This window comes from Leptospira mayottensis 200901116, from assembly GCF_000306675.2.
Lineage (GTDB): Bacteria > Spirochaetota > Leptospiria > Leptospirales > Leptospiraceae > Leptospira > Leptospira mayottensis.
Window position 1 is genome coordinate 2672982 of the sequence record NZ_CP024871.1, and the last position, 14519, is coordinate 2687500.

Here is a 14519-nt window from a genome sequence, read left to right on the forward strand (position 1 = left end):
CGCTGACACCCTCACTAATAACTAGAGGTTATCTCAAAAACCGTCATCCGTGTAGTCAGACTTAAAATTTCTTGTACTTAAACTATAAATAATATAATTGATCGTTATGAGCCGATTAGGTGACTTAACGAACGAACAATGGGATTTGCTTTGCGATTTACTTGTAGAACCCGAAGCAAGAGATGACGGTAAAGGTCGTCCGCGTGTAAATTCAAGATCAATTTTGGACGGTATATTATGGATTCTTCGCACTGGTGCTCCGTGGATAGACCTACCTGATAGATATCCCGCATATCAAACATGCCATCGAAGATTTCAAGAATGGCGCAAAAATGGAACCCTGGATAAAATTTTAGAAGCGCTTCTTCATGACTTAGAAATAAGAGGCAAGATGGATTTAAGTACGTGTTTCATTGACGGGACTTTTGTTCCTGGAAAAAAGGGGCCTACGTATTGGCAAAACTAAACGGGGAAAGGGTACAAAAGTCATGGTTATCGTCGACAAAAATGGTATTCCTATCTCCGCCGGGATTGAAAGTGCTTCGCCGCATGAAAGTAAGCTCGCGGAAGGTGCAATCATCCGCAAAAAAGTCAAAGGCAAAATCAAAGATTTAGTCGGAGATCGTGCTTACGATTCTGGTCCTTTAGATGAATATCTTAAAAAGAAATATAAAGTAAATTTGATCGCTCCACACAAATCAAATCGAAAAAAGAAAAAGACACAGGATGGACGTAAGCTGCGGAAATATCGTGGAAGATGGAAAATTGAACGAACTTTTTCTTGGCTACAGAACTTCAGAAGATTTGCAACTCGATACGAACGAAACGATCAAAACTTTTATGGAATTCTGATACTCGCATGTATCATGATCGTTATTAGGAGTTTTTGAGATAACCTCTAAAAAGTTCTCGGTTTAGAGACCGCATTTAGCTTTCTCTGAGCAAGTCTTCTGAGTTCGATCATTTCTTCCAGATAAGAGGCGAGAACCTTGTCCACGTTGATGTTTTTTTCCATTTTCAAAAGGCTGTCTCGGATCAAACGGAGATTCACTTCATCGGTTACCTTTCCCGAGGTGATCAATTTACGGACCGTTTCAAACTCGCATTTTCTGAGGTGTACTCTGAGTAAGAACTCAATTGAAAATTTAGAGGCCATTCTTCCCCAAGGGCTGTTCGGGTTGAGATTGGTCTCTTGAGTTGCCATACGATCTGTGGCTCTTTGAGAAAGAGTCGGTCCAAAAGAATTCGATAAAGGCGTCAATTTAGAGGATTCGTCGGAGATACTTTTAGGGGTATCGCCTTTGGCTACGAGAATGTCTTCCATGGCCTGAGAGCGGGATCCTTCTTCGAAATCGTTGGGATTGTTGTTCATCATCCGGATGAACTCTTCGAGCATCACGACGATATTGACCATTCTTCCGATCGGAGTATTATTCAATTCTCGGATTTTCGGAAAAAGTTCTCTTGTGATTAAGGAAGGGGATTTCTTTTTATAGTAAGTTGCTTCATAAAGGCGTTCTAATTTTTTTTCTGAATAATATTTCAAGTCGCTAAGAATTTTGAGATCCGCGTAGGCGTATGCATCTACGCCCGGATCGTTTATCTTACTCATCTTTTCTTCCGGCAAAACGATCTTAATGATGAATATGATTTTGGCCGCTCGAAGGGCTTCGAGAATGTTTCGAAGATCGTCCGGTTCCCTTGAATAAAGTGACATCATTTCTTTAATGAAGGCATCCGAGGTCGGAATTCTTTGATCTTCTCGAAGATTTACTTTCCGGATTTCGGAAGCGATTTGTAACGCTACTTCACTTAATGCGCTCATAAGAATTAGGCATCCTATTGGAAAGAAGGTTTCGAATCAAGTTGGTTTTCATCCTGAAAAGAGAAAGAAAGCGTCTTCATTCTTGGCTGATTCGAAAACTCAATTTTTGTAAAGTATATAACGGAACCAAACAGGATAGAATCCCTAGAATCGGCGATAGAATTAGAAAAAAGATCGGCACTTCTGGAGAAACGGTGAATTTTAAGGTCCATCCGAATGCGTTCTTGTTAACGACGTATAAAACTATGGGGGAAAGAAAAGACGCCAGAAGAATCCCAAAACAAATGGAGACGCTTGTGATGAATACACTTTCGGTCAGTAAAATTTTTTCGAGTTGTCTAAGATCGGCCCCCAAATATTTGAGAATCCCCAAAGTGTTTTTTTTCGAAATGAGATTATGAAACAAAGAAGAAATCAAAGAAAGCATGGCAATGATAAAAGCAGTCGTTTTTAGGGTTTCTAAGACTCCGAAGACTTTATCCACTCCTTCCGTATAAAGCTCTCGTAATTCTTTTACGTTTAGCAATTTTAGAGAGGAGTTTTGTGCTAAAATTTTAGAGATCGATTCTTCCGATTGTTTTTGGTCTGCGTCTTTCTTTAAAAAGATCTTAATCGAATTGTATGCATGAAGTCCGAAGAATTTTTCGTAACTTCGAATATCCATCATGATCGTTCCGCGCTCCGAAAAAAAATGTTCCTTAATACCTCGAACCTTGAATTCTTTTTTTCCGAATTTCGTTTCGATCAGGATTGAGTCTCCTACGTTGAAATTTTGCAGGTAAGCCATATTGGATGAGATTAGAATTTCGTTTTCCGTTTTTATTAGGCGTTCAGGAGAATCCTCCCGGTCGTGTGTTGCAAACGTATATGCATGAATCGTAAAGTTTCCCCGGTCCGTTTCGACTTTCGTATTCACACAAAAACCGTCGAGGGATTTCACTTCTGGAATTTGAGAGAGTTCGTTTAACAAACCAATGGGAACTCCTCCTTGGATTTCCGCCACTAAGTTTGCTGAATTGATGATCGTAAACTCAGCGGGGAATTCTGCTTCGACCCAATCGTTCAGGGATCTTCGATAACTGTCCGCTAAAATCGAAAGGCAGACTACAAGAGAAGTGGCAAGCATCAGAGTCGCGGATGTGAGCGTATTTCGTAGCGTTTGATTTTTCATTTCTTCCAAACCTACTTTCATAAAAACAAAAGACCGATCTGATCTTTCTACGAGTTTAAAAAAGAATATCACGAAAGTTTTAAATACCCAGGGAAAACAGAGAGTAAAACCGACTACAATTCCTCCGATTCCCAGAAGCCCGAAAATAGGAAATTTCCAGCGAAACGGAAAAAACGCAATACAAGTAAAGATAAAGAGAAATAAAAGTCCGATCGATAACAGACGGAATTCGTTCGTTCGATACGTTCCCGAAGAGGATTCTCTCAAAATGGAAACCGGAGAAATTTTTCCCGCTCTAAAAGATGGAACTGCGGCGGATAAAAAAGATCCGACAATTCCGATTCCTAATCCCAGTAGCCAAGTGGAAATAGGAACGGAATTGTATGTTTTAAGATAGGAAAGGTTCACAGAAGTCGCTTCCGGGCTGAAAAAATCAAGTTTCGAAAAAAGAAAACCAAGTCCCAGTCCCATACAACTTCCTGATATCCCCAAAAACAAAGCCTGAGATACGAAGAGGAAAAAAGTGTGACCCGCGCTCAGTCCCATCGTTTTTAAGATTCCCAGTTCTTTTTCACGGCTGACATATAAACCGGACATCGTGTTAGAAACCATAAAGAGTGCAATTATAAGAGAAATGAGAGAGATCACCAAAAGATTGATCTGAAAGGAGCGTAACGCGTTTCCAGATTTTTCCTGGATATCTTCCACTGTTTCTACTCTGTAGTCTGGGCCTAATTTCTGTTCAAGAATCCGTTTTTGTTCCGGCCGGAACTCGTCAGGTTGGATTAAAAGGAAACTAACGTGTCCTGCCGTCTCGAATCTTTCCATTGCGGATTCTATGTCTTCCATAAGAATACTTCCGCCTTCCGTATCAAATACAGTCAACTCCGTAACGGAGAAGTTCTTCGAGTTTGTGCGTATATCGACTTTAGAAGCTCCGATCCTTTGGGAAAGGGAGCGGCTGATAAAAACGGAAGAAAGTTTATCTCTTGTGTTTTGTGTACTGGAGTTTTGGATTTCTGGTTTGGAAAGAAACTCTCCGGATTCTTTTAAAAAATCCAAACCGATAAATACGCCTCGAACCGAATCGTTTAAAATGACTTCTTTTTGAAGTCGGGGAGCGATTTTTACGATCGAAGGATCTTTTGATAGATCACGGATAAGAGAAACCGGAATGTTTTGATCTCCTAAAGAAGAGGAAATTTTGATCTTATATTTCCCCTGAAAGTATCCCATAGCGAAGTCCGTCAGACTTTTTTCCGCTTTTATTCCGTTTGCGCTGGTCGAAATGAAAAGTCCTACACCCAAGGATATTCCGGCTAACGCGAAAAATGCACCGAGTTTATGGCTTCGAAAATATTCGAATAAGAATAGTGTATAAATCCGAAAAGACACGAGGTTCTAATCCACCAAAATTCCGTCCATCATCTTCAAACGAAATTCCCCTAAAGAACCAAGCTTTTGATCGTGGGTTACTATAAAAAGTGTAAACCCGTATTGTCTTTGCAGGTCTATGAGAAGTTGTATTACATTTTCCGCATTTTTCGTGTCTAAATTTCCGGTGGGTTCGTCCGCAAGAATAAGAGACGGTTGTTTGCAGAGGGCTCTTGCAATTGCTACTCTTTGTTGTTCTCCTCCGGAAAGTTCGTCCGGTTTATGAAATTTTCTCGAAGAAAGTCCTACTTTTTCGAGCGCTTCTTCCGCCGTATTTCGGGCCTGCATTTTTCCGATTCCGGAAATGTAAAGAGGAACGGCCACATTTTCAAGTGCATTTAAATACGGAAGTAAATGAAAAAATTGAAATACGATTCCTGTTTCCTCTCTTCTGTATTTTGTCAGCTCCTTTTCGTTCATTAAATGTAGAGACTTTCCGTTTACAAAAACCTCTCCGGAATCGGGTTTGTCTATGCCGGAAAGTATATTCAAAAAAGTTGATTTACCAGAACCCGAAGGCCCCATTAGAGTGATGACAGAAGAACTTGGAATGTCCAATTCCAGTCCTTTGAGAACTTCCGTTTGAAGCTTTCCGCTTTGATACGACTTACGGAGGTTTGAAATCCTAATTCTTTTGGGATCTGCTATGTTAGGGTTTGTCATTTCTTTGAGGGAACAGTAGAATTCGGAATGAAATTTATGGAAAGTGAAAAAATGCGGAGTCGATATAATTTGATGGATAATTATGATTTGTCCAAATTTCGACAAGGATCGTAAAAGAAGTCTATGAAATCCCAATCGCTAATATCAAAATGAGTACCTGAAATTAAGATGAAATAGAAATGATAATAAAGAAATTAATTCAAGAGAGATTACAACTTGCTATGTCGTAGATAACTTCGGCTCGTTCTTTAGTATTCAACCCCTTTGCTTCTTCCCTAATTTTGAGATCGTCAAATACTGATGTTACATTTAGAATTACGTTGGCTTTACTTAGCTTGTCCCAAAACCTATTTCCAGGACATTCTAAATAAAATGATAGCAAATGCGAGTCGGAATAATGAATTATAATTATCGAATCCGAATTCCCAACAAGTTTTTATAGCTCTAAACGCATTGAGCCAAGCAAAAGTGCATTCGACTATCCATCTAAAAGGATTTAATGGAGCAGTCCATTCAGGATCTCTCGCGTTCTTTTTATTTTGAATTCGATACCGAATATTCCTCTTTTTTAATTTATCCTCAATTGCATTGTTAGCATAAGTTTTATCCAAAGAAAGAATCTCCGGCCTCAGAACATTATAATTTCTAAATATTCTAAAATTTTTTAAATTAGGAAATAATAGTTTAGAATCGTAAGTTTCAGCCGAAACGATTACAAAAGCTACAGATGGCCGATTGACAAGAATATGCCTTTAAATGCCTCTTTTACAGAGATCCGTCGGGTTTGGACCCGTGAAGCCCTTGAAGCTACCGTCCGATGTCATATTCTTTTAGTTCTAATTTTAACAGAACATTCATAAAGTTTTAATGCTTCTTTTTTAATTTTATTAAAAACTTCTGCTGCCACCCATTCCTGGAATCTTCTATGTAACGTTGATTTCGAACCGAACATTGGAGGAATATATCTTCATTGGATTCCAGTTCAAACCCTGTAAAATATCTCTGCCATTACTACTCAATCATAAGAACCCGTCCCAAAACCTTAAAAAAATATTTCTAAACGATCCAGCAAGTTTCTAAAAATGTGGGAGTTCCTACAGATTACTCACATTGGCGGTTTTTCCTGTCGCTTAAGATTGTAGTTCTTACATTTTGAAGTTTTGAGACTGGTTCTAAGTCATGGACGGCCGCCCTTATGTGAATTGTGATTTCTCTTGGGCAACAGCGGATGAAGACGTTTCCAAATTTCCTCAGGAAAATATCTAAATGACCCAACTCTGAGGTCAAATCGCATCATACATTAATGTGTACAAGAAGGTTTTTAAGAACACGCTCTTAGACTCGATCTTAATAGAATTACATCCTATAGTGTTTGTTAGTTAACAGGTTTCAAACTCCAAAATTAACTCTAATCCCATTTACACTTTATAATATGATCTTTCTACTCGCACAGGCAACAACTTCCGTTCCAGTTCACTATTATTGTAAACCTTTTACTCGGAATGTACTGAGGATGAGCCGATCTGTAGTGTGCGATCGTTCATTTAAATATTATAGAATTTTTAAGTAAATCAAACACTGAGCTATCAATAAAGCTCCCAAAAGGAAAATCCATCTCCGTTTTGCGGAATACACAAGTTTTACCTTATCTTCCGGAAAATAGACCGCCACGAGAAGGGCGTTTATATTAGCAATCAGATAAAAGGACTCCATTCTCAAATGAAAAGGTTCGTAAAAAACGGCGCCGAACGTAATCAAAGAAGGAATGAAATACAAAAGAGTTTTCGGATGTAAAAAACCGGGTCTGCTTTTTTGAACGACCACCTTTTTTCCGGAATTTTTTTCCAGCTCGGATTGAAATAGATCAGGTTCTAAAAGATTCAAAACCGGAATCAGGTCGTCCTTTGTTGCAATCAAAAAACGAACGTAAGAACGGAACACGTCCCTTTCAATCGATACGATAGACTTGAGTTTCGTTTCAAGAGACTGACCTTTGGAATTGAAGAGCCTCAGGGAATTGGAAGTCAATTCCACTTTGGCTCCTTTTAAAATCTTCAACTGTCTGGAAAAATTTCTATAAAGCAGAAATCCGAGAACCATGGAAAGAAGACCAAAAATTTTCACGAAATCAGTTCGATTTTCTTCCGGAACTTTAAGGAAATTCCAGACAATAAACACGAGATAAAGAAGAACTACGGCAATCGAACGAAAAATCAGATTCCTTCGAAATTTATCGAAATCGTACGGAAATTCACTCATGTTCCAAATTCCCAAAATCACTTTTTTTGAATATAGGAAACATTTGAACCCCTTCCGCAAGGATCGCATCCTTTCCACCTTCCTGGCGATCCAAAATGCAGATTCCTTGAGTGACCTCGATTCCAGAATCACGCATGCTACGAATCGCTTGAATGGTGGATCCCCCAGTCGTAATTACGTCGTCTACGATCACACAGTTTTTTACCGCGTGCACCGCACCTTCCACCAATTTGTTTGTTCCGTGATCCTTGGAAAATTTGCGAACAATCAGAGGGTATACGGTCCTATCTTGTTTTCTAAATTCCAAACTGATTCCGTAGCAGATTGGATCGGCTCCCATTGTAAGACCTCCGAAAGCCTGCGGTTTTAAAATCCCTGATTCGTCTAAATGCCGTTCTACGATAAATCGACAGAGAAGTTCCAAACGATCCGGAACGAGCGTAATTTCCTTACAATTAAAATAATGTCTGGATTTTTTTCCGGAAGCGAGGGTAAAAGGTTGCTCCGAATAACGGTATGCATGAGTCCGAATGAGTTCTAAAAGTTTCTGTTTCATCGAAATTCTTTCTTACACGTTTTTAACCAGTGAATTTTCAGGAAAGAATCCGAAAACCCGTTTTCAATCGAAAGCCATCTCAAAAACAGATTCTATCAGCATGAATTCACGTATTTTCCGACTTTGCAAACGCCTCCCCGTTCTTCCAAAACCTACTCAACCAAAAAAACGTGGACTCAGTTCGTCCTAATCCTATTTCCAAGGAATTTCGAGTCTTATAAACAAGATCGTTTACCAAAATAAGTTCCAATAAAAAAACACTTTCAAAACAAATTTCAACCTGGATCCTGTAAAACATGCGACCCGTGAGGCTTACATCCGTTTCTCTCAAAACGAGAGTATTCGATTTTACAGGAAATTTAAATAAGATCAAAAAAGTTCTCGAACAGGAAAAGAACTCGGATTTGATCTTATTTCCGGAACTTTGTATTTCAGGTTACGGGTGCGAAGATTCTTTTTTCTTTCCTCGAATCTGGAAAAAATCCTGGAATTCTTTGACCGAACTTCTTCCTCTTACTGAAAATAAGATCGTAATTGTTGGCTTACCTATATTCCAAAATCCTTATCTATTCAATTGTGCGGCCGTACTTTGCAATGGAGTCGTAGCGGGAATCGTTCCCAAATCCAATCTCGCTTCCACGGGAGTGCACTACGAAAACAGATGGTTTACGAGAGGAGAAGAAACCCGTAAAAATTTTGCTGCTCCGGACGGTTCCGTAATTCCTTTCGGTTCCCTCATTTTTGAAACTGATCAATTTTCTTTCGGAGTGGAAATCTGCGAAGATTCCTGGGTTCTACAAAAGCCTTCAATTCCACTCTCCGAAGCTGGAACCGATCTCATCCTTTCTCCGGGAGCATCTCATTTCGCATTCGGAAAGCAGAGAATCCGCAGGCAGATCTTTCAGGAAAATTCCAGAAGGGAATCGAACGTATATTTATTTTCCAATCTCTGCGGAAACGAGTCAGGAAGGCTGATCTTCGAAGGCGGCTCGATGATCGTTCAAAACGGAAAGCTAATTGCGCAATCGCAACGTCTGTTTTTCGGCGATTTCAATTTTTGTTCCTGTGAAATAAACTTTGAAACTTCCAGAGCCGATCGTGCAAAAAACTTTCGCCCTTCCGGAAACCGTTTCAGCTCAAAAAAATCCTTCGAAGAAAATCGGATCCATCTCAGTCTTAAATTTCCCAAAAGAACTCCAAAAATAAATTATCCGCTTCCGGAACCTTCCATTTCCCAAGAAGAAGAATCATATCTGGATTTCACAAGAGCAGTAGCATTAGGACTTTTTGATTATCTAATACACTCCAAAACAAAGGGTTACACACTTTCCCTTTCCGGCGGAGCGGACAGTTCTGCCTGTGCCCTTCTTGTAACTGCCATGAAAAAAATTGCCAAACAAGAACTAGGCGAAAAAATTTTCAGCTCCCAAGGAATCAAAGAAGACTCCATTCTTTCCACTCTCTATCAAGCGACCGTAAACAATTCGGACCGGACTAGATCTCTCGCAAAAGCATTGGCTGAAGACGTAAAGTCCGTTCATGGAGAGCTTACAATTGACACCGAAGTTCAAAATATCTCCCAGAAAATTTCCGAGATCACGGGGATTTCTTTCAATTGGAACGAGCACAATCTAACTCTGCAGAACATACAAGCGAGAATCCGCTCTCCGATCATTTGGATGCTCGCAAATTTAAACGGACATCTTCTTCTTTCCACCGGAAATAGAAGCGAAGCAAGCGTCGGCTATACCACGATGGACGGAGATTCTTCCGGATCGGTCGCCCCTCTTACTGGAGTTAGTAAAGAATTTATTTTGAAATGGATGCGCTTTGTCGCAGAAGGAAAGGATTCGATCCTTCCCGCATATCCTTCGGTAAAAGAGATTGCGCTGTCTCCCCCAAGCGCAGAACTTAAACCTTTAAAAGATAAACAAGAAGACGAAAAGGATCTAATGCCCTACCCTCTTTTACAAAAAATCGAAGAGTTATTCATAGTACGAGGCGCCAGTTTTTCCGAAATCGTTCAACTTCTTTCGAAAGACTCGGAAATACAAAAATTAACCTCCGGAGGATTGGAAGAATCTGTGCGAAAATACATCGTCCTCTTTCATAGAAATCAGTGGAAACGGGAAAGACTTCCTCCCTCGTTTCACCTGGACGATTACGGATTAGACCCTAAATCCAGTTTTCGGTTTCCGATTCTCTCCGAAGAAAGTGAATCAGAAATTTAGAATATTCTTAACTGCTAGTGTGTTCCGATTATTACCAATCATTGCATAATGTAGTGTCACAAAGAGATCTAAATGATTAGGATATTATACGTTGTAAAAATAGATATCTGCCAGAAATAAAAAACGGATTTTAAAGAATTGGAAAAGAATCAGTTGAAGGGAAGGCACTGAAAATGTGCCCTTCATACTTCAGATCATTTCCAAAATACCATATCCTCAAGGCACTTACAGTCCGGCTTGTTGAAAGGCGTTTTCCTTATCCTTTTGAACCTGTTGGAGTTGGTTTTTGATAGAATCCTGGATGTTCTGTAGTTTTTTTTCGGTCTCTTCATCTCCGGAACCCTTTTGTAAATCCACAAGATAGTTGATGATATCCATTCTATCCAGAGTTTGTTTTTCCATATGATTGTAATACAAACGGATTTGAGTCGGAGAAGCAGTTCTTGCGTAAACATTTCTTGCCGCTTCCGCAATCTGATTGTCTTCTTGTTTTTTCGCTTCCTTTTCCGCAGGGCTTAACTTTTTCGGAACGAGGGAATTGTTCGGGAAACGTTCCCGAAGCTGACTGAAACGTTCCATCTCCTCATTGGTATAAGGTTTATTCGTTTGAGGATTGATAGGGTTATCCGCGTCAGCCGCATCCGGATCGGCTTCTTTCTGTTCTCCTCTTTCAGCCTCGACGTATTCCCCCTTTCCAGCCTTATAAAAGGAAGAATCGAAAATGGATTCGTTCGTTCTACTCCCGCTCCCGGAAGAAGACGATGAACTTCCCCCTCCACCTAATAAAAGCGCAACACTATCTGCTTCTTTACTCTTTTTTTCTTTCTCACCTGAATCTTCCGAAGAAAAAAGAATCCAAACGAGTACAACAAACACAATTGAAATCCCAGAATAAAGAACTAATTTACGAATGCTAACCACGAGATGCTCCGAAGAAATTCGAGAAATTTTGATTGTAAGACCGCTGATCTAGGAAATTCTATCCCGAATACGTTTCTAATTTTTAAGAAACCAAATCCTACGCAAGATAAAAATGGCTTTTCAGATTCTTCGTCCAACGTTTCTTCCGGTTCTTTCCTTGATTTGTATTTTCTTAGGTTGTGGTAGAAACACGGATGTGGCACAATCTCCTTTTATATTTATTTCTCCAGTAGGGGTTCCTCAATTTTTAAGCATCGTCGCAGTAAACGAGGGAATCACGAATACTATGTCAAAAGACGTAGATTTCCTATCCGAGCCGAACAATTATAAACCGGAATTTTTAATCCGCTATTATGTGACCAATGCAGAACCACAATTCGTAGGCTATAATCTCTACATCACAACGACAGCTCCTTCGGTTGCGGAAACCCTCGCCGCTGGAAGCGTGTATTTGGAAAATGGAGTACAACCTTCCTTTTCTCATCTTTCTTCCGAAGCATCTACGAGTTCTTCTAAACTACAAACTCACAGGATCCTCAATCAGATTCCTCCCCCTGGAGTATTTCCATTTATTAAATGTGAAATTTATACGTTCACGATGAGGGCCCTTTTGAACAGTGGAATCTTCTCCAATCCTTCTACTCCTGTAAAAATGTGTTCTTCTTCCAGGCCCTACCTCTGTCCGATCGGTTCCAGCTGCAATCCCTCGGAATGCAATAACGCTTCTTGCACAACCGTGGTAAAACAAAATTGTCCCGTCGGAACACTTTGTAATCCTTGCACGATCTCTAACGCGGAAGAAACTGGTTGTGTTTGTCCTTCCGGAGTTTCTCCTCCGGGCTGCAATCTATGAGTTTAGGGGAAGAATCCTTTCCCGAATCATTTGCGGAAATTCCTCTTGAGCCGGGAACTCTTTATGTAGTCTCCACTCCGATCGGAAACCTAGAAGATCTCACCTTTCGAGCGCTTAGAATCTTAAAGAATACGGATCGAATCCTCTGCGAAAATGCGGAGCACTCTAGAAAACTGTTCCGATCTTATTCTATCTCGGCACCCGCTTCTACTCTCTACAGAGATCAATCAGAAACTCCATATTCCGGTATATTAGAAGAATTGAAAGTGGGAAAAACGTTCGCACTCGTTTCAGACGCAGGAACTCCAGGGGTTTCGGATCCAGGTTCCCATTTGATTCGAGTGGTTCGAGAGGCAGGATTTAAAATCACTCCCGTTCCAGGTGCAAGCGCCCTCACGGCACTGCTCGGAATTTCCGGCTGGCAAGCTAATCCGTTTTTGTTCCTTGGATTCTTATCCGAAAAGAAAAATAAAAAAAGAAACCAACTCACCGAATGGAAAAAATTCGAAGGACTCGTCATGCTTTTTGAATCCGTTCATAGAATCGGGGATACTTTGGATGCGGTAGAAGAGGTTTTTCCAGATTCCGAATTTCTTGTTGGTAGGGAAATGACAAAAATTCACGAAGAAATCCTCTATTTCTCTCCTTTTCTCTCTGAAAACCCGAAGAAATTTGTCCATAAGGGTGAATTTGTGGTTTTAATCAATACGAATCGGAAAAAAATGCTTAAAGGCTCTTCTAGATCGGCCGATAGAATTCAGTAGAGGTAATAAATCATGACTATCGATAAAATCGGTGGGATCGGTGGAAGCGGATACGAACCGAAAAGAACAACTCCGGTTAAAAAAGCTGAATCAAAAGAAACTTTCGATAACGTTTCTATTTCCGATACCGCAAAACAAAAAGCATCCGAAGCACGACTTCAAACGGAAATTCAAACTATAACTCGCAAAATTCTTTCCACTCCGGACGATAGTGATCGTTCCGTTAAACTCAAAGAAATTAAGGAAAAATTGAAAAACGGGGATTACGATAATCTGAGTTCCGACGTTTTGAATACAATCGCGGACAGAATCTCAGAAACCATGTTGGGTCAATAAAAACCGTACGAATAAACTGATTTTTTACCTCTATCTAAATTAGAAAGTCGCTAGGATAGCTCCGGGAGACGACAAAGATGCCGATACTCCCCGATTGGGTTCATTATACATTTCCTCCAAAAATCCACTTTGAAGCCGATTGCGGGTACAAAGTGGGTAACTTCGTCAAAAACATCGGTTCAAGAACCGTGATATTTTCCACTCAACAAGAGCTGGATAATATGGACGAACTTTCCATGATCAAAACGAGTTTAGAAAAACATATCGACGGAGTCATCCTCTACGACGACATCGTCAAGGAACCTACCTCAGAAGAATTAGATACGGCCGCTTATTTCGCGAAGATCGCAAACGCCGATTGTATCATCGGTTACGGCTCTTACGAATCAATCAGCATGGCAAAACTCATTGCCCTACTCGTCACAAACGATATCTTCGCGAAAGACATGATAAACGACAAGAAGGCAAAGCTTAAAAGACCGATTCCTCTGATTTTAATTCCGACTCATCCCATTTTCGGTTTGGAATGCTCTCCCATCTCGACGATACTTCTCGGAGATGAAAAGATTACGAAGTATTTCTCTCACGAGTTCTTATTTCCCGAACTGATCATTGCCGACCCTAAAATTTCCTCATTTATGAGTTCCGCAGACATTTCCAAAGTAGGTGTGGGGATTTTGGCCGCAGCCGTGGATACGATTCTTTCTAAGTTTTCCACGGAATTTACAATCTCTTCCGCACTCAGAGCCATCGAACTTTTACAAAAAAACCTGATCCCTTCGATCAGGGATCCAAAAAATCTAAACTATAAAAACGGTCTCTACGCGGCGAGCCTTTTGACAGGGATCGCTCAATCCTCAAGTTCGCTCGGACTTTGTTTCGCTCTTTCATTAGCAAGTGCGAATATTACAAACTTAGATATCTTTCAGTCTATGTCCATTCTACTCCCCCACGTTATGGAATACAATCTGACCTCTTCCGCAGGTAAGTATGTAATGATCGCGAGAGCCTTAGACGAGGATATCACCAATATTTCTGTGATTGAAGCAGCGATTAAGGCCGTGGAAGGTATTCGTAAAATTTTTATCGAACTAAAAATTCCCCAGAGGCTTTCAGAATACGAGGTAAAAAAGATCGATCTTCCATCGATCGCAAACCTTGCGGCTTCGTTTCCTTTTTTGGATTCCCTCCCGAGAGAGCTTCCCAAGAACGAAATCGAAACGATCCTCGTTGCGGCATTTTAAGACTCACACAAAGTTTTCTCTTAACCGTTTTGGTAGGACCAAACATTCCTTACATAAAACGGAACCTCCCACGAACACCTCTTAGAACCCGTCAAAGTATTAACTTATTTTCCATACTCTTCGTTATTTTTGCGATAAGCCGAATTCCATTTTTGAAAAGGCTTTTAAACTACAAAATCCGAATTCCAGGGAACTGCTTAAACTCCTTCAAAATCTGATGGGAAATTTTCGTCTTCATATCCCTTCTTCCTCTTATGTGAGT

Annotated in this window: 14 protein-coding genes and 1 pseudogene (1 of these 15 only partly in view); 7 read left to right on the forward strand and 8 right to left on the reverse strand. The window is 40.2% G+C overall.

Features of this window, described 5'->3' with window-relative positions:
• Positions 1–106 precede the first annotated feature (106 nt).
• Complete coding sequence (locus LEP1GSC190_RS12160) at positions 107–466, forward strand: transposase (RefSeq protein ID WP_126160281.1); 360 nt, start codon at positions 107–109, stop codon at positions 464–466.
• A gap of 22 nt (positions 467–488) precedes the next feature.
• A complete protein-coding gene (locus LEP1GSC190_RS12165) occupies positions 489–890 on the forward strand; it encodes a transposase (RefSeq protein ID WP_117344655.1) in 402 nt (133 codons plus the stop codon).
• Positions 891–898: 8 nt separating this feature from the next.
• On the opposite strand, the gene LEP1GSC190_RS12170 is transcribed toward LEP1GSC190_RS12165, so the two are convergent.
• The 6 genes and pseudogenes from LEP1GSC190_RS12170 to pyrE all read right to left on the reverse strand — a co-directional run bounded on the left by LEP1GSC190_RS12170 (position 899) and on the right by pyrE (position 7908).
• Positions 899–1825, reverse strand: coding sequence for a hypothetical protein (locus tag LEP1GSC190_RS12170; protein ID WP_002748098.1), 927 nt, complete (start codon positions 1823–1825; stop codon positions 899–901).
• A gap of 76 nt (positions 1826–1901) precedes the next feature.
• On the reverse strand, positions 1902–4391 hold the full coding sequence (locus LEP1GSC190_RS12175) for an ABC transporter permease (RefSeq protein WP_002748100.1): 2490 nt from the start codon (positions 4389–4391) through the stop codon (positions 1902–1904).
• Between the two features lie 6 nt (positions 4392–4397).
• Positions 4398–5093, reverse strand: a complete 696-nt coding sequence (locus LEP1GSC190_RS12180; RefSeq protein WP_036048304.1) for an ABC transporter ATP-binding protein — start codon at positions 5091–5093, stop codon at positions 4398–4400.
• Between the two features lie 347 nt (positions 5094–5440).
• Positions 5441–6108: pseudogene (locus LEP1GSC190_RS12190) on the reverse strand (IS5 family transposase); the annotation flags it as partial.
• Between the two features lie 536 nt (positions 6109–6644).
• On the reverse strand, positions 6645–7352 hold the full coding sequence (locus LEP1GSC190_RS12195; RefSeq protein WP_002748089.1) for a hypothetical protein: 708 nt from the start codon (positions 7350–7352) through the stop codon (positions 6645–6647).
• Positions 7345–7908 carry an orotate phosphoribosyltransferase gene (gene pyrE, locus LEP1GSC190_RS12200; RefSeq protein WP_002748107.1) on the reverse strand — a complete coding sequence of 188 codons (564 nt, stop codon included), beginning with the start codon at positions 7906–7908 and terminating at the stop codon, positions 7345–7347. Before pyrE ends, LEP1GSC190_RS12195 begins: the two co-directional genes overlap by 8 nt.
• Positions 7909–8204: 296 nt before the next feature.
• On the opposite strand from pyrE, the gene nadE reads away from it, so the two are divergent.
• Positions 8205–10139, forward strand: coding sequence for an NAD(+) synthase (nadE, locus tag LEP1GSC190_RS12215; RefSeq protein WP_002748103.1), 1935 nt, complete (start codon positions 8205–8207; stop codon positions 10137–10139).
• Positions 10140–10364: 225 nt separating this feature from the next.
• Here the strand turns inward: nadE and LEP1GSC190_RS12220 are convergent, their stop codons facing one another.
• Positions 10365–11060 (reverse strand): LIC_20245 family lipoprotein, encoded by a 696-nt coding sequence (locus LEP1GSC190_RS12220; RefSeq protein ID WP_002748092.1) that lies wholly within the window; start codon positions 11058–11060, stop codon positions 10365–10367.
• A gap of 112 nt (positions 11061–11172) precedes the next feature.
• On the opposite strand from LEP1GSC190_RS12220, the gene LEP1GSC190_RS12230 reads away from it, so the two are divergent.
• From LEP1GSC190_RS12230 to LEP1GSC190_RS12245, 4 genes are all read left to right on the forward strand, one after another.
• Positions 11173–11913 (forward strand): LIC11073 family putative lipoprotein, encoded by a 741-nt coding sequence (locus LEP1GSC190_RS12230; RefSeq protein WP_002748080.1) that lies wholly within the window; start codon positions 11173–11175, stop codon positions 11911–11913.
• Positions 11910–12677, forward strand: coding sequence for a 16S rRNA (cytidine(1402)-2'-O)-methyltransferase (rsmI, locus tag LEP1GSC190_RS12235; protein WP_002748065.1), 768 nt, complete (start codon positions 11910–11912; stop codon positions 12675–12677). The genes LEP1GSC190_RS12230 and rsmI overlap by 4 nt, the downstream gene beginning before the upstream one ends.
• 12 nt (positions 12678–12689) lie before the next feature.
• On the forward strand, positions 12690–13013 hold the full coding sequence (locus LEP1GSC190_RS12240; RefSeq protein ID WP_002616547.1) for a flagellar biosynthesis anti-sigma factor FlgM: 324 nt from the start codon (positions 12690–12692) through the stop codon (positions 13011–13013).
• Between the two features lie 77 nt (positions 13014–13090).
• Positions 13091–14257, forward strand: a complete 1167-nt coding sequence (locus tag LEP1GSC190_RS12245) for an iron-containing alcohol dehydrogenase (RefSeq protein WP_002748116.1) — start codon at positions 13091–13093, stop codon at positions 14255–14257.
• A 169-nt stretch (positions 14258–14426) separates the two neighbouring features.
• Here the strand turns inward: LEP1GSC190_RS12245 and LEP1GSC190_RS12250 are convergent, their stop codons facing one another.
• Positions 14427–14519: the end of a mechanosensitive ion channel domain-containing protein gene (locus LEP1GSC190_RS12250; RefSeq protein ID WP_002748067.1), read on the reverse strand. 789 nt of this gene lie beyond the right edge of the window; the window shows 93 of its 882 coding nt (coding positions 790–882); its start codon lies off the right edge, out of view; the stop codon is at positions 14427–14429.